The organism is Ferrovibrio sp., assembly GCF_025869515.1.
Classification (GTDB): Bacteria; Pseudomonadota; Alphaproteobacteria; order Ferrovibrionales; family Ferrovibrionaceae; genus Ferrovibrio.
This window is the reverse complement of record NZ_JAOZVR010000110.1, coordinates 1-22,991: the sequence shown is the minus strand read 5'-3', so window position 1 is coordinate 22,991 and position 22,991 is coordinate 1. Positions and strand designations below refer to the sequence as shown.

General features: G+C 59.7%; 19 protein-coding genes and 2 pseudogenes. 17 read left to right on the top strand and 4 right to left on the bottom strand.

Annotation, left to right across the window (positions count from 1 at the left end; translation table 11 throughout):
• Positions 1-30: 30 nt before the first annotated feature.
• From OJJ21_RS24420 to otsB, 13 genes and pseudogenes are all read left to right on the top strand, one after another.
• Positions 31-294, top strand: coding sequence for an XRE family transcriptional regulator (locus OJJ21_RS24420; RefSeq protein WP_366093375.1), 264 nt, complete (start codon positions 31-33; stop codon positions 292-294).
• A 911-nt stretch (positions 295-1,205) separates the two neighbouring features.
• Positions 1,206-1,346, top strand: a pseudogene (locus OJJ21_RS19305) (ATP-binding protein); the annotation flags it as partial.
• A gap of 138 nt (positions 1,347-1,484) precedes the next feature.
• Positions 1,485-2,795 (top strand): chloride channel protein, encoded by a 1,311-nt coding sequence (locus OJJ21_RS19300; RefSeq protein WP_297688899.1) that lies wholly within the window; start codon positions 1,485-1,487, stop codon positions 2,793-2,795.
• 17 nt (positions 2,796-2,812) lie between these two features.
• Positions 2,813-2,980: pseudogene (locus tag OJJ21_RS19295) on the top strand (IS3 family transposase); the annotation flags it as partial.
• A 106-nt stretch (positions 2,981-3,086) separates the two neighbouring features.
• Positions 3,087-5,075 carry an ATP-binding protein gene (locus OJJ21_RS19290; protein WP_297688897.1) on the top strand — a complete coding sequence of 663 codons (1,989 nt, stop codon included), beginning with the start codon at positions 3,087-3,089 and terminating at the stop codon, positions 5,073-5,075.
• An 89-nt stretch (positions 5,076-5,164) separates the two neighbouring features.
• Complete coding sequence (locus tag OJJ21_RS19285) at positions 5,165-6,817, top strand: MASE1 domain-containing protein (protein ID WP_297688895.1); 1,653 nt, start codon at positions 5,165-5,167, stop codon at positions 6,815-6,817.
• Positions 6,814-7,437: a response regulator gene (locus OJJ21_RS19280; RefSeq protein ID WP_297688893.1), complete on the top strand. Its 624-nt coding sequence runs from the start codon at positions 6,814-6,816 to the stop codon at positions 7,435-7,437. The genes OJJ21_RS19285 and OJJ21_RS19280 overlap by 4 nt, the downstream gene beginning before the upstream one ends.
• Before the next feature lie 68 nt (positions 7,438-7,505).
• Entirely contained in the window at positions 7,506-8,228 is a 723-nt protein-coding gene (locus OJJ21_RS19275) for a pentapeptide repeat-containing protein (protein ID WP_297688891.1), read from the top strand.
• Positions 8,229-8,277: 49 nt separating this feature from the next.
• Entirely contained in the window at positions 8,278-9,414 is a 1,137-nt protein-coding gene (locus tag OJJ21_RS19270) for a mechanosensitive ion channel family protein (RefSeq protein ID WP_297688889.1), read from the top strand.
• 14 nt (positions 9,415-9,428) lie between these two features.
• Positions 9,429-9,674, top strand: a complete 246-nt coding sequence (locus OJJ21_RS19265) for a hypothetical protein (RefSeq protein WP_297688887.1) — start codon at positions 9,429-9,431, stop codon at positions 9,672-9,674.
• Complete coding sequence (locus OJJ21_RS19260; RefSeq protein WP_297688886.1) at positions 9,650-11,413, top strand: glycoside hydrolase family 15 protein; 1,764 nt, start codon at positions 9,650-9,652, stop codon at positions 11,411-11,413. The genes OJJ21_RS19265 and OJJ21_RS19260 overlap by 25 nt, the downstream gene beginning before the upstream one ends.
• Before the next feature lie 7 nt (positions 11,414-11,420).
• Positions 11,421-13,658 carry a trehalose-6-phosphate synthase gene (locus tag OJJ21_RS19255; protein WP_297688885.1) on the top strand — a complete coding sequence of 746 codons (2,238 nt, stop codon included), beginning with the start codon at positions 11,421-11,423 and terminating at the stop codon, positions 13,656-13,658.
• Positions 13,655-14,440: a trehalose-phosphatase gene (gene otsB / locus OJJ21_RS19250; RefSeq protein ID WP_297688883.1), complete on the top strand. Its 786-nt coding sequence runs from the start codon at positions 13,655-13,657 to the stop codon at positions 14,438-14,440. Before OJJ21_RS19255 ends, otsB begins: the two co-directional genes overlap by 4 nt.
• A 25-nt stretch (positions 14,441-14,465) precedes the next feature.
• Here otsB and OJJ21_RS19245 read toward each other — a convergent pair whose 3' ends face one another.
• Positions 14,466-14,948, bottom strand: a complete 483-nt coding sequence (locus OJJ21_RS19245) for a hypothetical protein (protein WP_297688881.1) — start codon at positions 14,946-14,948, stop codon at positions 14,466-14,468.
• 273 nt (positions 14,949-15,221) lie between these two features.
• Here OJJ21_RS19245 and OJJ21_RS19240 point away from each other — a divergent pair, with 273 nt between their 5' ends.
• Positions 15,222-16,481 carry a putative Na+/H+ antiporter gene (locus OJJ21_RS19240; RefSeq protein WP_297688879.1) on the top strand — a complete coding sequence of 420 codons (1,260 nt, stop codon included), beginning with the start codon at positions 15,222-15,224 and terminating at the stop codon, positions 16,479-16,481.
• Positions 16,482-17,027: 546 nt separating this feature from the next.
• Here OJJ21_RS19240 and OJJ21_RS19235 read toward each other — a convergent pair.
• Together OJJ21_RS19235 and OJJ21_RS19230 are read right to left on the bottom strand one after the other, a co-directional pair.
• Entirely contained in the window at positions 17,028-18,557 is a 1,530-nt protein-coding gene (locus OJJ21_RS19235) for an IS3 family transposase (protein WP_297688876.1), read from the bottom strand.
• Between the two features lie 539 nt (positions 18,558-19,096).
• On the bottom strand, positions 19,097-19,312 hold the full coding sequence (locus OJJ21_RS19230; protein ID WP_297688926.1) for a helix-turn-helix transcriptional regulator: 216 nt from the start codon (positions 19,310-19,312) through the stop codon (positions 19,097-19,099).
• Between the two features lie 204 nt (positions 19,313-19,516).
• Between OJJ21_RS19230 and OJJ21_RS19225 the strand changes: the two genes are divergently transcribed.
• The 3 genes from OJJ21_RS19225 to OJJ21_RS19215 all read left to right on the top strand — a co-directional run bounded on the left by OJJ21_RS19225 (position 19,517) and on the right by OJJ21_RS19215 (position 21,427).
• Positions 19,517-20,296 carry a hypothetical protein gene (locus OJJ21_RS19225; protein WP_297688874.1) on the top strand — a complete coding sequence of 260 codons (780 nt, stop codon included), beginning with the start codon at positions 19,517-19,519 and terminating at the stop codon, positions 20,294-20,296.
• A gap of 6 nt (positions 20,297-20,302) precedes the next feature.
• The gene (locus OJJ21_RS19220; RefSeq protein ID WP_297688872.1) at positions 20,303-20,647 is read left to right on the top strand and encodes a hypothetical protein; all 345 of its coding nucleotides are present in this window, start codon (positions 20,303-20,305) and stop codon (positions 20,645-20,647) included.
• Positions 20,648-20,716: 69 nt separating this feature from the next.
• Positions 20,717-21,427: a hypothetical protein gene (locus OJJ21_RS19215; protein WP_297688870.1), complete on the top strand. Its 711-nt coding sequence runs from the start codon at positions 20,717-20,719 to the stop codon at positions 21,425-21,427.
• A gap of 435 nt (positions 21,428-21,862) precedes the next feature.
• On the opposite strand, the gene OJJ21_RS19210 is transcribed toward OJJ21_RS19215, so the two are convergent.
• Positions 21,863-22,759, bottom strand: a complete 897-nt coding sequence (locus tag OJJ21_RS19210) for a hypothetical protein (protein WP_297688868.1) — start codon at positions 22,757-22,759, stop codon at positions 21,863-21,865.
• Positions 22,760-22,991: the final 232 nt, after the last annotated feature.

Sequence of the window (22,991 nt, the reverse complement as noted above, 5' to 3'; positions counted from 1 at the left end):
GAAGCGGATCCGAAATGGCCGCATCGCCTCGTGGATCAAGCAATCTGTACCTTGTTTGCAAGGTTCGTCATTGCCGGTTTGTCCTGTTTCACGAGAGCAGGTTTTCGGCCCTACGCAAGATCGTATCGTGTCGCCGCCGCTGATTTCTCCCGCATTCGCGGGGCAAAGCTCGATCGTTTTACGGTGGACCGACTGATGACGATCCTTCACCGCCTTGGGCGTGAAGTGGAGGTTTGCGTTTCTTTTCGCCCGCTGCGGCGTGCTGTGCCTCTCGTTGCGGCTCAGCGGCTGTAAAGCGACGTCGGTTGATTCGGGATTCGTCATCTATGGACGAAGTAGCAGCAAAATCACCACTGCATGCACGCGGTCGGATCAGCTCATGATCGGACAAAGCGCACCTCGCGCTCACTTAGGCTTTGATGAGCTGTACGATGACCAGCCCATCCTCGACTTCCACCGCGGCCTCTAATTCGGCCCTCTAAGGCGCGAAAATCCAGAACCGCAGCCTAGGTATGGATAACACCCTAAAAACGCTGCCAGCGCACTCGTTAAGCCCTCTTCGACAATTTTTAAGGCCACATGAGCGATCCGAAGGGAGCCGAGTCGTTTTGCAGCACAGCCAGAGCTTGCTGGCCAGGTTCTGGTTGAGCTTTGCTCCAACGGCAGGCCAGCAGATCTTGGCCTGCAGGTGAAGTGGGCTCGGGATGGCGTTTCGGGCGAACTGGCTTCCTGCTGGTCATCGTTCTCGCGCTCGTCATCAGGTAGCCAGTCTTTCCAGAAATTTTTGTTGAGACTACGAGCAGGATCGGCTTCAGCCGATCAACGAGGGGCTTGCCCCTCGAGCAACTCAAGCTCCCGCTCAGTGCTGGGGTTGTTTTCCCCTGTACCCCTTTCACTATCTCGTAGTAGTAACTTCTAAGTTGTTACTTCTAGTAGAGGTTACTTCTTTATATATATACGCGCGTGCGCGCGCGATGGATTGCGGGGATGAATCAACCCCCGTTCGGGGATGAATCAACCCCCGCTCGGGGATGAATCAACCCCCGTTCAACGGGGGTTGCCGCATCCCCGTGATCAGGGGTATCGCCACCTGTTTGGCGCTGATTGCGGGGATGATTGAACCCCCCTTCAACGGGGGTTGCTTCATCCCCGTGATCAGGGGGACTCCACCTGTTTGGCGCTGATTTGGGGGACGGCCACAGATGCTGATATTTCACCTGCTCTCGAAGCTCTACGAGCACACCAGCGTGATCATCACGACCAATCTGGTCTTCGCCGAGTGGAGCAACGTCTTCGTCGATCCGAAGCTCACCACCGCGCTGCTCGATCGGCTCACGCACCACTGCCTGTAGAACGCCATTGAACTGACCACGGTCTCCAAATTGGCTGACCGCTATTGCCGCATAGATTGACCAATGACATCTGTCCTTTAATCCATGGCTGTCCAAGCGGGTTGCCAAAAGCCATCTCGGTAGAATAGCGCCATGAACCTCTCTCAAGACGCGCACGCGAACCGCAATCCATTTCTCATGGTCTGGCAGGCTCGAGCGGTTTTCTGGTGTGGCGCCATTGCGGTCGGGTTGGTTGCAGTTGTGTTCGCCGATGCATGCGGGTGGGCGATCCGCTATCACGATAAAATGATCGTGAGATGGCCGCTCGCAGCACCATTCATCACGCCGTTCGGGTTTGCTGCGGCGGTCTATCTAACGCGCCGGTTTTCCCCCGCAGCCAAAGGCAGCGGAATTCCGCAAGCCATTGCCGCGCTGGCGGCGGCGGACGACATTCAGCGCTCCCGCTTGCTTTCGTTGCGTATCGCAGCGGGCAAAATTGCGCTGATGCTAGTGGGCCTTCTTAGCGGGGCTTCAATCGGGCGCGAAGGGCCGACAGTGCACATCGGCGCGTCCATCATGGATGCGCTAGGACGCTTCGCGCATTTTCCTTCTGAACAGCTTCGGCGCGGCTTGGTGCTTGCGGGCGGGGCTGCTGGACTGGCCGCCGCCTTCAATACGCCGATCGCCGGCATCGTGTTCGCGGTTGAGGAGATGGCGCGATCATTCGAGGAGCGAACGACCGGTACGTTGATTACTGCAGTGGTGTTGGCCGGTGTCGTCGCCACGGGTTTGCTCGGCAACTACACCTATTTTGGCGTGGCCAATGCGCATTTGCTGACGTGGCGGGCATGGATTGCCGTGCCTCTCTGCGGCGTAAGCGGCGGCCTTCTTGGCGGCCTGTTCGCGCGAATTCTGGTCAGAGGGAGCGACCTGCTCGCCCCGCTGTCGACGCGCAAAGCGGTTTTTATGGCAGCGAGTCTTGGACTGATCGTTTCCGCACTCGGACTCGTTTCCCACGGCGCGACATACGGATCCGGCTACGAGCAAGCCCATGGCTTGCTCACCGGCGAGGTGTCGCCTGGCCTGCTATTTCCGATATTGAAGTGGCTCGCGACCCTTGCGTCCTATCTCACGGGAATGCCCGGCGGCCTTTTCTCACCGTCGCTTTCCACTGGCGCTGGCATTGGGGCGGCACTCTCACCACTCGTGCCGCAGACATCACTCGCGACAATGATCGTCCTCGGAATGGTGGGCTATTTCACCGGCGTTACCCAGTCGCCGTTGACCGGGGCAGTGATTGTCATGGAAATGGTCGACGACCATTCGCTCATTCTGCCCATGCTCGCGACCTGCTTCCTCGCGCTCGGCGTGTCGCGGTTGCTGTGCAAGGAGCCACTCTACCGCGCACTAGCTAAACCCTTCCTGCGGCAAATCGACCAAGCCGGACCGGGGCGACTGGGATAGCAGCCGGAATACCGACCATCTCTGCACGCCACAACCTCTACATCAAGGCGCGTGAGCTCAACCCGGCGCGCTGGTCAGGCGCCACTCGCGACTGGTCACCGGTGACCGCCGTCGCCCTCAACCCCGAACGCGACAGCGTCATCAACACGCACGTCGACGAAACCTTTAAGCGGCTCGCTGCATGAATGAGGCGGCAACTACCTTGACGCGCGCCGAGGACCACGGAGACCAAACTGAACGGAACGATTGGCCGCATGCACGGTATCGTATGCCACGGAGAGGCGTCAGGATATGAAAACGAGTGCGCAAACAATCGTGGTGGGGTGGCCTCGTGATCTTCTGATCGCGGTCGCAGCCGCCATGCTGGCGACCGGCTTGTATATCGCACTGGGTCCTGCCGTTGCCCTGAAAACGCCTCTGGTACCGTTTCTGGTCGCCGTTCTTTTCGCGGGCAGCTTCAGTACCCGTGCCGGAGTCGTAGCGATCGCGATGGGTGCGGTCGCCTTGGCTACGGCGCTTCCACCGGCGGGAATTCCCTGGGCCGTGGGTCAGGTCGACCAGATCGTGTGGGTTGTGTTCGTGATTACGGCCTCCTGTATTGTTCTGATCTGCGGTTCGATGCATCGGGGTCGTCGACGCGTTCAGATGCAAGCCGATGCCCTGCGCGATGCCGAGCAATCCGCCAGTTGGCTTAATCGTCGCTTCCAGATCACGGTCGATGCCGGCAGGATGGTGGTTTGGGACTGGGATCTCTCTGACGTTACGGTGGTTCGCTCGGAAAACGCCATGGAGCTTTTCGGACTCGGCGACCAACCTTATGTCGACTTCCTCGAATTGGTCGATCCTGACGATCGCCCGCGATTGGAGGCAGCCGTCCGGTCGGCGATCGACGAAGGATCAGGGTACTACTGCGAGTACCGCGCTCGATGCGTGGACGGTAGCTTACGCTGGCTCGGGGACCGCGCTCGGGTCGTTGAAACGGCTGCCGGGAAGCGGCATCTGACGGGCGCGGCAGCCGATATTACGGAGCGTGTTCGCCTCGAACAGCGGCTCCGTCACGAAGATCAGCAGAAAGACCTTTTCATCGCCACCCTGGCGCATGAGATGCGCAATCCGCTCGCCCCCCTGAGCAACGGCTTGGAAGTTCTTCGGCGAAGCCTGCCGGAATCGCAAGCGATCGTTGCTACACATGCCACGATGGAGCGACAGCTCGGCCATATCGGCCAACTACTCGATAACCTTCTGGACGTATCCCGAATCACACACGGCAAGATCACCCTCGAGCGGCAGCGGCTGCCCCTCGGTCGCATCATCGAGACGTCCATCGAGACCGTACAGCCGCTGCTCGATCGCTTCATGCAAAAGATCGAACTGGAGGGTATGACGATCGCTCAGGAGATCGACGGCGATCTGGTGCGAATGACCCAGGTGTTCGCCAATCTCGTCAACAATGCGTCGCGCTTTAGCCCGCCGGGGGCAACGATCACACTCAGCACCCGAAATCTCGGCAATCTCGTTGAGATCTCGATCGTTGACACTGGCAGGGGGATTCCTTCCCAGTATCTGGAGCGGATTTTTGACCTGTTTTGGCAGGTCCCGGAACCTGAGGGCGGGTCGCCGCGAGGACTGGGTATCGGACTATCGTTTGCGCAAACGCTGGTCGCTCTCCATGGCGGCACCCTTTCGGTTAGAAGCGAGGGACTGGGACACGGAACTACCGCTGTCGTCAGCTTGCCCACTGTGCTAACGACCGTTGCGACCCTTCGCTCTTCGCCCGCCCAGATACCCCAGGAGCCGACAGCGGCACGCCGCATACTCGTGGTCGACGACAATGTCGATGCAGCGCAGGCCTTGGCGATCATTCTGCAAATGGACGGGCATCTTGCAGAGGTCGCAGACAGTGGGGCGATGGCTCTGGAACTCGCCGCAGTGAGTTCACCTGATCTCGCCATCCTGGACATCGGGATGCCGGAGATGGATGGCCTCGAACTTTGTAGGCGTCTGAGACAGACGCCAGCCGGTGCCAGCATGCTGATTGTTGCGCTGACCGGGTGGGGAGACAGCGATATTCGCCGAAAATCGCTCGAAGCGGGCTTCAACGCGCATTTCGTGAAGCCCCTGTCGGGGGACGACCGTGCGCGGCTGTTGGCGATGCAAGTGCCCTCGACGGGTTCGGTAAAAGACGCCGCAGTCTGGGATACCGCGCCCCTTCCGACGGTGACCGTGGACCTCCAATCCCGGGTGCTGAGAGCCGATGATGGCGGTGGGGAGCTGCATTAGCGGAAGGCTCATGCCAACTCAAGGTAGAGTCGCTCCGCGTGGTACCCGCTGTCGAGACCGCTGGGCGTAGACAGGGAGGCCACGACTGAATGAACACGTCAGCATCGACGAAGCGGCTCATTTTGCCTAACCAGCACGGGTCGCTGCGCAGCGCGCTGTTAGTTTTCGCTTACGTCGCAACGTATGTCTTCCTCGACTGGGCAAGCTACATCTACCCGATCGTGCCCCTTGGGATCACACCCTTCAATCCGCCCCCCGGCCTCAGCGTTTTTTTCCTGCTTTGGGCGGGGCTTCGCTACTGGCCCGCGCTATTCGCGTCCGCTATCGCTGCCGATCTCGTCGTCCGCGGCATTCCAACCCATTACTACTGGACCGCCGGCATTAGCGCGGCGCTTATCACCCTGGCGTATACCGGGGCCACGGGAGCACTGACAAGGCACTCTCGCCTTCAGTTGCCAATCGAATCTCCCCGCGATCTCATGAGCTTTCTGTTGGCAATTGCAGGCGCCAGCCTTCTCCTGGCAGTTACCTTCGTCGGCCTGTACGCCATGATCGGCCTCGTGGCTCCGAGCGATATCGCGTTGGACACCCTCCGCTACTGGGTTGGTGATCTGAACGGAATCCTGGTGCTAACGCCGGCGCTGCTGCACCTGGTCACCCGGCGCTCGGTGACACGTCCGCTTACCGGACCGGAGCGCATTGAAGTCGGACTGCAGTTGGCCTCCCTGGTGGCCTGCCTTTGCTTGGTGTTTGCCTTCGCGGGCGACTATCCCTACCGATCGTTCTACATTCTATTTCTGCCACTGATCTGGATTTCGACACGATGGGGACTCGCCGGCGCCATGCTGACGCAGATCGTCATCCAGCTTGGGCTGATCGTCGGCGTTCAACTCGCGGACTACCACTCGACGACCTTCGTACAGTTGCAATTGCTGATGACAGGCCTGTGCGTGACGGGGCTCACCCTCGGTTCCCTTTCCACGCATCGCTCGCGCCTGCAGGAAGAACTGCAAGGCAAACAGGCCGCCTTGAACCGAGCGCAGCAACTCGCTTCGGCAGGTGAAATGACTTCGGCGCTCGCACATCAGTTGAATCAGCCGATCGCCGCGTTAACCGGCTATCTGGGCGCATGCGACGCGCTGATCGCCAGGTCCGACATCGATCCGGGACGGTTGCGCGAGATGATGAGCAAGGCCTTGACCGAAGCCTGGCGTGCCAGCGACGTCGTTTCCCGCCTGAGGGACTTCTACCAACGAGGGGCCACGAGTCCTGAATGGATCGACTCATTCTCGATTCTCGCGAATGTGACAACATCACTGCGCCCCAACGCGGAACGGCTAGGCGTCCGCATTCAATTGCGCAATCGCGAGCTTGCCATCTCTCTGTACGTGGATATCGTACAGGTCGAGAACGCTCTGCAGAATATCCTGCAGAACGCCATTGAAGCGGCCTCAATCGATGTTTCTGGCAAGAAGATCGTCGAAGCTTCACATGATCTTCAGGACCGTTGCGTTTGCATCAGAATTCGAGACTCGGGACCGGGTGTCGGTCCCGAAATCGCTTCGTTACTATTCGAGCCCTTCAATACCACCAAGTCGAATGGAATGGGCATGGGTCTGGCGATTGCGCGTTCCCTGGTCGAGGCGAACGGGGGTGGGTTGAAGCTGGAATCTTCTGGCCTCGGCGGTAGTTGCTTCCTGATGAGTTTCCCGCTGACCAAAGGAGGAGGTGCGAGAAAATGAATTCGCAATCGGTCTACTTCGTTGACGACGATGCCTCGATTCGCGACGCGCTCAAGTCCTTCCTCGACCTGAGCGGTGTTCCAACGCAAGTTTTTAGTTCAGGGGACGAGTTCCTCGCCAAGCTGCAACCCCACTACAACGGCTGCGTACTTCTCGATTTGAAGATGCCGGGTCTGAACGGATTGCAGGTTCATCAGGAACTGGTCAACCGGGATTCGCTGCTTCCCGTCATCATCATGACCGCGCACGGCGACGTCTCGACGGTGCGGAACGCCCTCAAGGCGGGAGCCTATGACTTCCTTGAAAAGCCAGTGGAGAACTCGATTCTGCTCGATGTCGTTCGCAGCGCGCTTGACTTCGCCGCGAGCAGGCGGCGCAGGTTTCTCGAACAGAGCGATATGGAATCCAAGGTTGCGCGTCTGACCGGGCGCGAGCGCGAGGTTATGCGGCATCTTGCGCTCGGCCGGCAGTTCCGCGACATCGCGTCGATCCTTGGCATCAGCCCGCGTACCGTCGAGGTTTACAAGGCTCGGATGATGGAGAAGCTCGGCACGCGAAGCCTCGCAGACGTGATTCACATCGCTTCGAAACTAAGCGACGAAAGCGCTGCCACCGATTGATGTAGGGGCTTCACCGTACGGCCGCAGGACCAATGGTGCGGCCGGGTACTGCCCTCTAATCTGGTGCGGTGCTCAAACTCTTCTCCACATTGGCAACGCTGGCGTTCGTTTTGGCTGGCTGCAGTCAGCAGCTTCCGCCGAGTGCGTGCGTTGATGCCCGAGGGGATTGTCCACGTGCCGACCTGGCACAACGCAATCTATCCGGCCGGAACCTGCAGGGTGCCAATCTGGAAGGTGCCAATCTCTCGGGCACCGATCTACAGCACACGTCCCTGAGTGGTGCGCGTCTTCGCGGGGCGAACATGCGTGGGGCAAAGCTCGCCAACGCCGACCTGAGTCGCGCCGATCTCAGTAACGCCGATCTGTCGAACGCCAGTATGCGCAGAACCGTGCTGAGAAACGCCGACATGGAGGGAGCGCAACTCATTGGTGTCGACGCGGCCCAGGCCGACTTCTCCAGCTCGGATCTTCAGCGGGCTGCGATGCGCGGAGCGAATCTTCGCGGCGCGGACATGGTCGGCGCTGATCTGAGCGACGTCAATTTTCAGCTGGCTCAATTCGAGGGGGCGCACCTGGACCTTGCAACGGCAATCGGAGCCGACTTTCGTGGTGCGCTTGTGGAGCGTGCGCGGTTCTCCGGCGTCAGGCTTAAAGGCGCAACCTGGGTCGACGGCAGCAAATGCATCCATGGCTCGATCGGCGCCTGCAAAACCTCGCCACCGCCGATCTTGGCCTTGGCGGCGTCACTCACGGCGGCGTATGCCGCATCAGGAAGGCCCTGCTGCACCTGAGCACGGTCGTCATCGACTCGAATGCAGCATGGCATTCGGAGGAATCCAAATGAACTTAAAAGAATACGCGGACATCGTCGTTCCCGGCGGCACGATCGGAACCTGGCTTTTCGCATTCCTGATCGCCTCGGCGACTTTGTACGTCGCTTTCATCATCAAGCGCATGGCCGAACGCCGACTGCGGGTATCTGCAGCACAAAGCGAACGCTGGCTAGAGGACGTCCTGTTGTCCGTTGTATCGGCCACCCGGCTGACATTGGTGTCGGTTCTGATCGTGGCCGCGAGCTTTCAGGCACTCGATCTGTCGCCGCGGATCGTCAGCTTGTTGGGAGTCTTGTCTCGTGTCGCTTTCGCGCTGCAAGCCGGGCTGTGGGGGAGCGCCTGTATCGGGCTATGGATCGAGCGGGCACGCAAGCGCTCGACGGAAACCGGGTCGTCGGTCGCGACCGGCCTGGGCGCGCTGAAGTTCATCGCGCTGACCATGCTCTGGGCGTTGATCGTCCTTCTCGTACTGAACAACGCCGGGATTGATATCACCGCGCTGGTCGCAGGCCTGGGCGTCGGCGGTATCGCGATTGCCCTGGCGGTGCAAAACGTCCTAGGCGATCTGTTTGCCTCGCTGTCGATCATTCTCGACAAACCGTTCGTCGCGGGTGACTTCGTGGTGGTGGATGAATACATGGGCACGATCGAAGCGGTGGGCCTCAAGACCACGCGCGTGCGCAGCCTTGGCGGTGAGCAGATCATTTTTTCGAACAGCGACCTCCTGAAGTCGCGCTTACGAAACTATAAGCGCATGTACCAACGCCGGGTGGTGTTCTCGTTCGGCGTGACCTACCAGACCACACCCGCTCAGCTGGAGTCATTGCCCGGCCTCGTCCGCCAACTGATCGATGCACAGGAAAAGACGAATTTCGATCGTGCTCACTTCGCGAAGTTTGGTGACTCGTCTCTGGATTTCGAGGTGGTCTACTGGGTGCTCGATGCCGATTACAACGTCTATATGGACATTCATCAGGCCATCCACCTGGGATTGTTCCGACAGCTCGGTGAACAGGGCATCGACTTCGCCTACCCAACCCAGACGCTGCAGATATCCGGGCCGGTTCCCATGCAACTGTCTCGCAGTCGGCGCACAGGTCAACCGGCCCGCCTACCAGCATCGTCTGCAAGCAGTGGGCGCTAGAGGAGAACTGTCCGGTGAATGGGGAGAACATGGCCCTTACAGTGGAAGATCTACTGGGAAATCCGACCACATCGGAATGGCTGCAAGCCGCGCTGCGCTCGGCTCTGGAACGCGACGCGGTGGACGCAGCCAACGACGCGGCCGTTCTGCTGCGCGTTCTGATGAGGCGCGCAGAGGAGTTACCGGAGATCGCCGTGCAGGCATCTCCCTCATCCACCGATATCGAAACAGTCCAATGCGCCTCGAAGATCTTGGCCTGATCGGCAACTGTCAGGTTTCCGCGCTGGTGGAGCGCAGCGGCAGCATCGTCTGGTGCTGTCTGCCGCGATTCGACTCCGAGCCATTGTTTGGCCGGCTGCTCGATCCCGAAGGAGGAGAGTTCGCGGTCGCGCCAGCCGACGGCGGGGAAGGCGTCCAAAGCTATCGCGACAACAGCAACGTTCTGCAGACCGATTTCGTGACGCCGACCGGTCGCTTCCGCGTGATCGACTTCGCACCTCGGTTCATGCTCAACGATCGGATGTTCCGCCCCACTCAGATCATCCGCATTATCGAGCCGTTGGAGGGTGCTCCGATGGTTCGTGTTCGCTTCGATCCGCTTTGCGGCTGGAGCAAGCAACGTCCGCGTCTTCTGCATGGCTCCAATCATGTCCACGTCGAAGGTCTGGCGGCGCCCTTGCGACTCACATCGGATATTTCGCCCACGCACCTGGACGGACATCCCTTCGCGCTGACGGGTCGGCGTCACCTAGTTCTGGCCTGGGGCATCCCGGTCGAGCAGTCATTGGCGCCGCTATGCACTCAGTTTCTTGAACAGACCGAACGCTATTGGCAGCGCTGGGTCAAGCACTGCAACGTTCCGGCGCGCTATCAGCGGGAGGTCATTCGATCCGCTCTAGCCTTGAAGCTTCACTGCTTCGAGGACACCGGCGCCATCGTCGCCGCCATGACCACGTCGATCCCCGAAGCCCGCGGCAGCGGTCGTACGTGGGATTATCGCTACTGCTGGCTGCGCGATTCGTACTACGTTCTCGAGGCACTGCGGCTGCTGGGGCACTTCGAAGAACGGGAGAGCTTCGTGCAGTATTTGATCGGCGTCTGTGCGAGTGCCCCCGATCTGGATCTCCGGCCGCTTTATCGGGTGGATGGAAGCGCGGACCTGGAGGAACGGATACTTCCGGAATGGGCTGGCTTCAATGGGGATGGGCCAGTGCGTATCGGCAATGGCGCCGCACTCCACCAGCAGCACGATGTCTACGGCGAAATGGTACTGGCGCTGGCGCCGGTCTATATGGACGAGCGCTTTTCGACCGAACGTACCGGATCAACGCTCAAGCTACTCGAGCGTTTGGCACGCAAGGCCATCGAGGTTGCCGGAACGCCCGACGCCGGCATCTGGGAGTTCCGCAAGGCGTGGGAGCCTCAAACCTTCTCCAGCGTCATGTGTTGGGCTGCTGCAGATCGGATGGAACAGGTCGCAGCCCGCCACTTGCCCTCTCGCGCAGCCGAGTTTCGCGCTGCGGCTGATCGCATCCACACGCAAATCCTGAACAAGAGCTGGATTCCCGAGCGCGGAGCATTTGCATCGGCCTATGGCGGCACTGATCTGGACGCGGCGCTGTTACAGATGGTGCCCCTGCGTTTCCTGAACTTCCGCGACCCCATGCTTGCGTCCAGCGTCGACGCCATCGCCAGCGAACTAGGCAACGATGGCTGGATGTATCGTTACCGCAGCAATGATGGGCTCGGCGTCCCTGAAGTCGCCTTCGTCATCTGCAGCTTCTGGCTGATCGAGGCGCTGGCGATAACGGGACGCGAGGAGACCGCCAGGCGCGCGCTCGATGGCGTGCTCACGATGCTGTCGCCGCTGGGGCTCATTGCCGAGGACTACGACGCTACGAACCGGACCATGTGGGGCAATTTCCCGCAAGCCTATTCGCATGTCGGGCTCATTCATGCGGCGTTTGCAGCCTCTCCGCGTTGGGACGACCTCCCGTAGAAAGCAATTGAACATCACGATTCGATTTCTTCTCGCGTGGCTGACGATGCTGGCCCTGCTCGTTTCGGCAGCCTGGATCACCGTCACGCACACCACACGCAGTTGGTTCGAGAAGGACGTGGCGCTGCGTTCAGAACTGGCGGTCAATGGAGCCCGTCGTGCCCTGCTGGACGGAATTGAGCGTGGTGACGCTCACGGCTTGTCCGAGCTTCTGGCCGACATCTCTCGCGACGAACGCATCCTCGCTGCGACACTGTGCCTTCCCGATCTGCGTACCCTCGGCGCCACACGGGACTTTCCGCCTGCTCTGGATTGCGCACACATCGGGCAAAAGCTCCATGGCGATAGTCCCGCTAATTGGCAGCCATGGAGCAAGTTCACCGAACTGCCCGGCGGCGACATCTACGTGAGCGCCTTTCCACTATTCAGGGAAAACCGGCCACTCGGCTTCATCGTTCTGATCCATGACTTGAGCTACACGTCGCCTCGGGAACGCAGCACGCGGCGTTTTCTGCTGATCGCATTCGTGATCCTCGCGGTGCTGGCCTCCGCGGTTACCTTGCTGGGCGTGCGCCTACTGTGGCGCAGATGGAGCGATGCACTCCGTCGCATGGCGTTGGGCGAGGCCGATGTCAGACGTCCCGAGTTCATGCCACTGCTGAAAGACATGCGCGCCCTGCTGGATCGTCTCGCCCATGAGGAGTCCTCCGAGCTGGGAGGCGGGCGTTGGAGTCCGCAACGGCTGAAGCTCACGCTGCAGCGCCATCTTCATGGCGAGCGCCTGATCGTGGTGGCCAATCGCGAGCCCTATATTCATGATCGTCTGCCCGATGGCGGCATCCGCGTGCTGCACCCGGCCAGCGGTTTGGTCAGCGCGTTGGAGCCGGTCATGCGCGCCTGCTCCGGTGTCTGGGTTGCACACGGCGCGGGTTCTGCCGACCGGGAAACCGTCGATGCCCGCGATCACGTGCGCGTGCCACCTGATGAAGAATCCTACTTCGTGAGACGGATGTGGTTGAGCCCGGAAGAGGAGAAGGGCTATTACTACGGCTTGGCCAATGAAGGCCTATGGCCGCTTTGCCATGTGGCTCATGCACGGCCGATTTTTCGCGTCGATGACTGGCAGCACTACCGGGACGTCAATCAGCGTTTCGCCGATGCGGTGGTACAGGAAGCCGATACGGACGATCCCGTGATCCTGGTCCAGGACTATCACTTCGCCCTGTTGCCCAAACTGCTGCGAGAACGGCTCCCGCGCGCAACGGTCATCACCTTCTGGCACATCCCCTGGCCCAATGCCGAGCAGATTTCCATCTGCCCCTGGCACAAAGAGTTGATCGAAGGCCTGCTCGGCAGCAGCATTCTGGGATTTCACACACAGTTCCATTGCAATAATTTCCTCGACGCCGCAGATCGCTTTCTCGAATCGCGAATCGACCGAGAAGACTTCGCCGTGGTGCAGAACAGCCGACGGACACTGATCCGGCCTTATCCCATCTCCGTCGAATGGCCAAGCCGATGGGCCAAGGCCGCACCACCTGCTGACCTGGCCCGTGCGTCGGTCTTTGCAGAGCTCAAGCTTCCTCCAGGTTGCCGCTTGGGTGTCGGTGTCGATCGCTTGGATTACACCAAGGGCATCGAAGAGCGTTTCCGCGCAGTGGAACGTCTGCTGGAACGCGAGCCACAGTGGCAGGGCCGGTTCAGCTTTCTTCAGATCGCGTCACCAAGCCGCACGCTGATCGAACGCTACGGTGCGCTCAATGCCGATGTCGAGGCATTGGCTAATCGCATCAACGAGCGCTTCGCGACCGGGGAATGGTCGCCGATTCTGCTACAGCGGCGGCATGCTGAACCGGCCGAAGTATTCCGCCTCTATCGCGCTGCCGATATTTGCTATGTCAGCAGTCTGCATGACGGTATGAATCTGGTGGCCAAGGAGTTCATCGCTGCGCGCGACGATGAGCGGGGTGTGCTGATTCTCTCGAAGTTCACCGGCGCTGCGCGCGAGCTGGCGGAAGCGCTGATCGTTAACCCATACGACACGGAGGAGGCAGCGTCGGCCCTCGCCGCTGCATTGGCGATGCCCGAAGAGGAGCAGCGCGCACGCATGTACGCGATGCGCAGCTTGGTCAGTGAGCTGAACGTCTATCGCTGGGCCGGAAGGATGCTCTTGGATGCGAGCCGGCTTCGCCGTAGCGAGCAACTCGCCGGCCTGCTCGGCAGGCGTGACGAGATCGGCAGATGAACACGAGCCCTCTGCGGCCACTCATCCTGGAACCGGACAACAAGGCGTTACTGCAGCCCTTTTTCCGAACCGATGCCCTGCTGGCCTTCGACTACGATGGCACCTTGGCACCACTGGTTGACAGAGCCTCACAGGCCGTGATGCGCGCAGTGACTCGAGACCTGCTCATAGCGGTTGCGAATCGCTACCCGACCGTGGTCATCAGTGGAAGGGCGAGACACGACGTATTGCAGTTCTTGCATGGAGTCCCGCTGCTCGATGTCGTCGGCGATCACGGCTTCGAAGTCTATGGAGTGCCGCCGCCGCAGCTACTGAACAGGGTTCAGGAATGGCATCGATTGCTGGAACAGCGGCTGGCAACCATCGAAGGGGTCTCCGTCGAGAACAAGCGCTACTCGCTTTCGGTGCACTTCCGTGCAAGCCCCGACCCCGAAGCCGCAGCAAAAGCCGTACATCGCGCCGCCAGCGACCTTGACGAAGTTCGGCTGCTCGGCGGCAAGTCGGTACTGAACGTGACTCTGGCCGTTGCTCCGCACAAGGGCATTGCTCTTCAGCGTCTGCGGTCTCGGCTCGGAGACCCACCCGCCGTCTATGTCGGAGATGACGATACCGATGAGGACGTGTTCGCGCTTCCACCCGATCCGAGATTGCTCTGCATTCGTGTCGGCTCGTCGGAGAAGAGCTTGGCTCCGTTCCGGTTAGTCGATCAGTTCGAGATTGATGAGCTGCTTCGCGCCTTTTTAGAAGGAGCCCGCGGCCGTGCCGCGGGAAGTTCAGCATAACGATGCGACGCGCCGCCGGAGTGGGTCACCCATCGCAATAGTAGGTTTCCGCCGTGAGTCGGAACTCATCCAAGGGCATCACGCGACCAAACAGCGTGCAATCGGCGCGATCCTCAAGAAACAACGAAGGGAACGGAACTGCAGTGCTCGAAGGCACCAGCGCAAGGCGCGCGTCGCGGAATGCCACTCGACGCACCAGCAGACGACCGGAGAAAACCAGGACACAGTCACCAACATTGGCTTTGATCGTCGGCACTACAGCGAGTATCTCCCCGCCGAAAAGGCCCGAGTCCTCCATGCTCCTGTCTTCGGCAGCGAACTGGACGAAGAACACGCCCTCCTGCTGCCAGCGGGTCAGTTTCAAGACTTCGACGATCTCATCGCCGCGGGATACTTGCGGTGACGCGGGAGTGGTATGGAGCAGTTGGGTCAAGCGAAAAGGCAGCGTCGGCGTGTCGAATATTCTCGCTACGTTGGAAGGAGATCGAAGAGGTATCACGTCGGCCATCAGTAGGTTCCTGCACTGTCGAGCCGGCTCACTCAGAGATCCGCCGCGGTCTCGCATCGCCGGAAGTCGCCCGTGTCTGTTGATGTGGGCAAATGGTAGGCGTCACTGCGATTCCTCAAAACCGGCAGCCAACGTACGGGCTATCCCGCACCTGCCGCCTTTTCCTGCGACACCCTCATGCAGTCCCTTATCGCGACGCCTAATGGCCTTCGTCTACCAACTCCCTGGCCGTGATACGGTCGGGGGTGGCCAGCCTTGAGAATCCCGCCAAACATGAACCCGACAACGATCCAAATCATCGCCGCCTGCCTTTTCGGGATCGCCCTGATCCATACCTTCTCGACCAGGTACTTCGAGCACCTGGCGCATCGAAATCCAGCGCACGAAGGCATCTTCCACCTCCTGGCGGAAATCGAGGTCGTGTTCGGATTCTGGGCGATGATTCTGGTCGCGTTACTGTTCGTGATGGAAGGCAAGGAGGGCGCCGTCGCCTACATGGACCAGCGGAATTTCACCGAACCGTTGTTCGTCTTTGCCATCATGATCGTGGCCGGCAGTCGCCCGATACTCGATATCGCCAGCCTGTTGGTGCGCGCTGCCTGTGCGGTCATCCCGGTGCGCCGCAATCTGGCGGCTTACTTCACGATCCTGTCGCTCGTCCCGCTCCTGGGATCGTTCATAACCGAACCGGCGGCGATGACCCTTGGAGCGCTGATGCTACGCGATCGCTTCCTCAAGCAAGAGGGCTTGTCGAGCCGATTTAAGTACGCGACGCTGGGCGTGCTTTTCGTCAATGTGTCAATCGGCGGTGTCCTCACACCATTCGCCGCTCCGCCAGTCCTGATGGTCGCTGGCACTTGGGGCTGGGATATCAGATTCATGATGACTACCTTTGGTTGGAAGGCAGCGATTGCCGTCCTGGTGAACGCAGTAGCCGTGACCGTGATGTTCAGAAGTGCTATCGGGCAGATAGTCGTTGGCAAAACCGGCGAGCGCGAGTCGGTGCCGACGCCCATGATGCTCGCCAATGCTGCGTTTCTCATCGGTATCGTTGTCTTCGCTCATCATCCGGCGATCTTCATGGGGCTGCTTCTATTCTTCATCGGATTTGCTACTGCATACGTCCGACATCAAGGTCGGCTGATCATCCGGGAAGGGCTCCTGGTTGCTTTTTTTCTGGCCGGCCTCGTCGTACTCGGCGGTCTTCAGCAATGGTGGTTACAGCCACTACTGCTATCGATGAGCGCGGATGCGGTCTACTTCGGCGCCACCGCACTTACGGCAATCACAGACAATGCTGCGTTGACCTATTTGGGCTCTCAGGTCGAAGGTTTAAGCGATCCCTTCAAGTACATGCTCGTCGCTGGCGCGGTGACCGGTGGGGGGCTCACCGTGATCGCCAATGCCCCAAATCCCGCTGGCTTTTCGATACTCAAGGAGCGCTTTCCAGAAGGGACCATCGCTCCGCTGGGTCTATTGCTGGCCGCTCTTCCGCCGACGCTCATCGCGGTCCTTGCCTTCCGCCTGCTATGAAAACTCGGCGAAAAACATCGCCCGGGGCCAAGGTGCCGACTGCAGGACTAAGCTGTGATGTATCGCTTGGAAACTGATTACGAGTGAGGGTGCTTTCCTGCGTATCGATAGAGACTTGGCGATCACAGACTCGCAGTCGTCCGATCAGGTCCGCACATCAAACAGCATGGGCCATAACCGTCGAACGCACCAGGACGGCAATCTCAAAAGCAGACTAGTGATTAAACTGCGTCAGGCTGCCGTCCGTGGTCAGTTACGTTGGCGTCCGTGGTCAGTGAGGTTGGCGGAAGCTGGTCAAACTGATGGCTATTTGCAACTGCCACATCGTCGAGACCGGCAACGAGTCCTATCGATTCCGGCACAGCAGCAGTACCGCCAAGGCGCGAATCAAATCTCGCGAACAGGCCAAAACCCAGGAGGCAATCGACGAACCAATCTGACAATCGATAGGATTAAACAACACCGAGGGCTGACGCCCTCGGTTTCCACCCCTGGTCAATTTTCAATGAGCAGAGCTGAGGGGGTGCGGCAGAAAACTTGGACTGGTTAAGCAGCGATTCCCAGGCTCCGTCGGTGTTGCATGGGGCTTTTGAATCCGAGCGATATTTTGATCCTAGCCTCGTTGTACCAGGAGATGTAGGCGTCCAGTGCGGATACAAACTCCTCGATCGTTGTGTGGATCCAGTCGCGCGAATAGAAGAGTTCGTTCTTCAGACGCCCGAAGAATCCTTCGCAGGCGGCGTTGTCTGGTGAGCAGGCCTTCCGCGACATGGATCGTACTAGCTTCGCCTCTGCCATTCGGGATAACCAGCCAGGCCATCGGTAGTGGCCGCCGCGATCCGAATGCACCAAGGGCCGACGGGGATTGCCGACGACTGTTTCGATGGCCGTGTCCAGCATCGTGTTGACGAGTTCGGCGTCGGGACGGGTACTGATCGACCAGCTGACAACCAGGCCATCGTGGCAGTCGATCATCGGGGACAGATACACCTTGCCGGCCGGAATCTGAAATTCCGTGATGTCGGTGAGCCACTTCTCGTTGGGCGCACTCGCGCTGAAGTCCCGATTCAAGAGGTTGTCCGGTGCCGGACTGATTTCGCCCATGTATGAGCCATATCGACGGCGCTTTGCCGCGACAGGGACCAGGGACTCCTGTTTCATCAGGCGCCGAACGACTTTCTCAGAGAGATTGACGGATCGCTCGCCAAGCGAGGCCCGCATCCGGCGGTAGCCATAGCAGCGGTAGTTGCGATTGAAGATGTCGGCCATGGCCAGCCGCACCTCGGCGTACTGGTCGGCGGTCTGAAGCCGGGCCAAGTGGTAGAAGAAGGAGCTGCGCGCCAAACCGACGACACAGAGCAGCTCCGCCAGCTTGTAGGTCGATCTCAGGGCATCAACCAGCTGCGTCTTCTCCCGGTTTGTCAGGAGCAGCGGGTTGACGCCCAGATCTTTTTTTAGGAGTTCGTTCGCCTTTTTCAGAATGTCCTGCTCCAGCTGCAGGCGCCGGATGTCGCGTCGAAGCGTCTCGACCTGCTGCTCCAGCTGGTCTCGATCGGAGCTGGTTGAGGGATCGTGGTGGCGTGTCATGGGGCTGGAGTCCTCGCTGCCAAGTAGCTGATTCTTCCAGATGTACAGCGTTGGCCGAGATACGCCTACTTCCTCGGCGATCGCCTGTGCGCTCGCTTGTCGCATACACAGCGCGATAACCGCCGATTGCTTCATCGCCGTAGGTGCCTTCAGGGACCGACGAGCGACGAGAATGCGCGTTTCTGGACATCGCCCTCGAATCCAGATGGAAAGCAGACCCCTAGAGGGATAGCCCAGCGTCTGGATCGTCGCCGTGATACTGCGACCGCTCTCCAGATAGTGATTGACCGCAGCTTCTCTCTGCGCCTTGGTGTACTTCGAGCGGCGCACGCAGACAGCGCGCAAATCCTTACGCTGCTCATACTCCTGATGCCAACCCTTGAGCGCATTCTTGGTCGGATAGCCGAGCTGGCGAATGGTCAGCCCGACACGTTTACCCAGCTTGATATACAGCCGAACAGCGCGAAGTCGATCTTCGTATGAATACATGAACTACCCCCTTCGGTAGTCCAAGAAATCGTCCGCACCCCCTGATGGTCAGTTTTCAATGCGCGCCAACACCCAAGCACTTGCGGGCTACCCAGGCCTCGTGAAACTCGTGGCCGTCGCGGGAGGCCCGGACGGTGTCCACCACTAGGCGTGTTCGAGGCCTTTCTGTCTTCTTGGGATTGGGCGAAGCCTTGGACTTCGGAGCGCCCTTCTGCCGGTTCGCCGTCTCGTGCGTCTCCGTGGACTTTCTATTCGACTTCGCCATTTTCCGTTCCGCCCGAACCTATCCCAAGGTTACAGGGCGGCACCTCCAAGAGCGGAATCCACGGCATGTCCGTTTTGGGTCAACAGTGAGCTGTCGCGCCTTTGGCCTGAGTGTCTGTTGATGGCAAGAAGCTAACTTCTTTCGTGATCATTGAACGACGGCGCATGCCGTCGCAAATGCATCCAAAATCGGTTCGTAGTCGCGTCTGCCGCGCCAAGCCATCGCCCCAGCATCCGAGAGGAATACGAATTGACGCCCAAGGGCATGTGCCCTATCAGCTGTCTGACTTACTTGGGCGCCGTCCGAATGTCTGGTCCAGCAAGTCCGCTGGTCGAACTTGCAGCACGTCTGCGATGCGACCCAGTGAGTCCAGCGTGAGGCTCCGCTTTCCGCTCTCAATCTGGCTTATGTACGCCTGATCTCGCCCGATCAACTGGCCCAGCTGCTCCTGGGACATGTCGCAGCGAGTGCGCTCCAGCCGCACGCACATTGCGACGACACGTCGGATTGGATGGGCTTTCGGCTGGGCAACGGGCATCCCCAAGCGTCGAACGCACGCATGCTATGGTCTATTGCTAAATAGCAATGAAATATAGTTAAATATGGTTCGCGTCCAAGACGACGCCCGACTCCTTGATCACTTACTGGCCGCAGATGCAGACGCACTGCGCCCGCAATAAATTAGGAGTCGTCAATGAAAAGCTGTAAGTACCTGCTTCCCTTTCCCTCCATCCGAGCTATCGTCGTCATGCGAGTGCGTCCAGCACTCCCCGCCGCAGTCGGCATCATGGCGGTCGCTTTGCTCGTCGGATGCGCCTCCGTCGAGGCCGGCATCAAGACCATGAGCGACAAGCTCGACGGGGCGAACTCTCGCAACATGGTCAAGAGCCTCCGAAGCTTCCCTGACCAAGCGCTGCGCGCGGTTTACGTCGGGCCAGACGGTCGCGCGGCGACCAACAACTTCAGCTGCGAAGCGTGCGGTATCTACACCAAGCAGCAGGCCGGTCCCACCGAGAGCTTCCCCCTGGACTTCATCATGATCAGCCGCGCCGGCCCGCGTGTGCACGACACTCAGGCGCTGGCGGTGCTCAATGCGACCAACCCGATCGAGTCCCAGGACGCGGGCCGCGCCTTCATTGCCTTGGCGCGTAGCCGAGGCCACTACATTTCGGTCTATGGGCCGGTGGTCAACGACCGCATCCTGCAAGCGCTCAATGCACCGCAGCCGCGGTCCCAGGGCTACTGGTACCCAACCAACGTCTCCTCGTGTTTGGTAGAGCGCGACGAGACCGGCACCTTCATCTCGATCCTGGCCGTCGGATTCGAGTTGAGCAATGGCGTGATCGTGAGCCAGAGCGCCGAGGCCAAGGACGTATTCACCGCGCAACGCCTGTTTATTTTGCCTTTCGGAACGGCGCGATATCTACAAGAGCGCCTGGGAAATGGCCAGATCGAAAACAATCGGATCCGGTGAGCGGTCATGAAAATCGTTGACCAAGCTGCAGGGCTTCGTTTCCGCGTGGTCGGCCTGGTCTGTGACCGCTGCGGCGACTCAGTCCGTGATGGAGACAAAGGCCAAAAAACTTTCCATGCCCTCAGCGTGGATACGGGGAAGGAAGGGCGCCTCATCCGAAGCGACCTCTGTGGCGCATGCGGCGCGCTTCTCTTCGAGCTTCTGCACGAGATGCCAAAGCCCTCCCTGAGGACAGTGGGGAGCTTCGATCGGAAGCGCCAATTTCGAACCTACAGATACGAGGTCATTGAAGACGGAACAGGATCCCGGATCGGAATCGACACACTCATGCCGGAGATCGACCTGATGTGACGCCGAAAGCGCTGGATCTCAGATCCGGCGCTTTCTTCTCTGGTCACCATGCTCAAGGAGGAAATGCTTATGGGTTCCGAAGCTATAAAGCTGATCAAGGCGGTCGGCGTGATGTCGGCTCCGATTGCGGCGGGGCTTTTGGTGGTCTGTTTCGCGGGTCTTGGAAGCAAGATCAACGACAGGGTCGTGATCGCCATGATTCCGACGGCCTACGTGTGCGGAGCGGTTTATGTTCTTGCTCAGGGCCCGTCGCTGATGAGACGCCTAAGGCTCGGCCTGATACTGAGCTTGGTAGCGATTGCCGCCGCGCTCATGAAGATGGCGATTGACGGCAGGATGGCGGAGGGGGCTGCGTTGCTCGTGCTTGCCGCAGTTCTATCGGCACCGCTCGTCATTGCGTCCGCGCGAGGATCTTCGTCGGTACGCCGCGAAATTAGCGACAAGATATTCCTGGCGGGTTGCGCCGCAGTGTCAATTCCGTGGTTCCTGCTCACAGGATGGATCCCGCTCGACATACTTCTGCATCAGCCCAAGTCCTCTTGGGCGTTGGTCGTTGCGGCTTCGTTGGCACTCAATGGGTGCCCCGGCCTGCTATCGCTGCTGCGCGGAGTTGTCTGGATCGCTAGGGAGGGGTTTGTTGAAGCGCTTTCAGCGGCCGGCACACCTGTGTCAGAAGTTTACGAGGAGGAAAGTCTATTCGACGGCCTCATCAATCCAGCGACGGGGTGCGTCATGGTCGGTGATGTCGATACGTCGGGGCACCCATACGGATCAGGCTGAAAGGTAAGCGACCACGTAGCGGTACACCTTTGGTAGCGGACCGAGCACCGATTGATGTGCTGCGCGATATCAAATCGATGCACTTCTGAGTGTGTTCGCAGTGTCTTGATCGGGAACCGGCTCTTGCGACTGGAGCAGTGAAATGCGTGTAGACGAGCGGAAGATCGGCGAGATCTATGTCGAAGCGTGGAGGTGGGTACGCTTTGCATTCCTAGCGCCACCCGTTGCTGTCGTTGCTGTTGTAGTTGACGGCAGGACATCTGCAGGTGGCACTGTCCCGCTCGCTCGGGATGAATGGACTTGCCCCAATTATGGATCCGTGGAGAGCACTGGGATTCGGATGGTCGGGAGGATCCCGTTGGTGCAATCCCGCGAAGCTGCGGAATGCACAGGGTACGTCAGGGAGCTAACGCCCAAGCGGTGACCTTTTTGGAGTCAGCGCGCGGCGCGCGGCAGGACAATTTCATATGTAATGAAATTGGCATCGAGTTCGATCTTCGGTGCGTTGGGCAGCGGCCACCATTCGCGACGCATTTTGTCGTAGGCCCATTCCTGGACGCGTCTACCAACTGACATCGCACGAGCATACCTCTCTGCGGTGTCGGGCGAAGCAAAGAAAGTGACCAACCCGTCAACTGGATCGGTAGCCCGACGTTGCAGATCCAGGTGACCTTTGATGAACTGATCGAGTTCACGCCCGTATTTAGGGGAGAGCTCCAATTCAATCGCCAGCATGTGACCACTCTCGGTACACCAGATTGCATCTGGTATTTTCTCCCCGAGAGTCGCTTCGCCGAGTTGGTGTGCGGTGGTGAACTCTGTCACCGGCCCATACCCTTCGGGCAGATCTTCGTTTTCACTCCCAGGCCACCTGCCCATGTACATTAGCGTGAGCTTCTGCACGAGCAGATCGTGAGTCACGTTTTTCTTCACAACGCGCTTACTGACTGATCCCTGCCTGGAGAAAGGTAGTTCACCCCGCAAGGCAACCAACTCTGCTACGCCCTCGGGTGTAATCGAGAGGATGTCTGTTGGCGTCAAGTGGAAGCTCGAGACGATACGAATCGGTTGCCGTTTTGCCCACCCGTTTTTTGCCAGGCGAGCGGCCAGCGCAGAGTTCCGTCCGGTGCCAGCGAGGGTGGCAATGACGGAACTGGTGGTCCACCCCCAGCGATACATCCAATCGAGTGCTTGTGCGGCTTTTTCTGCTCCCTTCTCGCGTGGCGTCATGCCATTGAGCGCGGCCCTGAGACCGGTCAAGGTTGCTTCAGTGATCACGCCGCCGCGCCGTTTTGCATGCGGCTTGGATTCGTTGTTGGTGCTGTTCGACATTCGTATTCCCCTAATGGAAGGACTCTCGGAATCCACCCTTGAGCGGTATCCCGGAATTTTGAATGCGCGGCATTGGCGAGAACCCTCCAGCCGGACCGCCTTGAAACACCCCCGGAGGGGGCGCTGGCGCGCGGCTTCGCCGTGTTTTCAAGGCTTTAGCGCTGGACGCGCTAACCGACTTCCGGCTCCTCGGGGGCCATGGCCCCCGTTGCTTCGCAACGGCTCCCCCGGG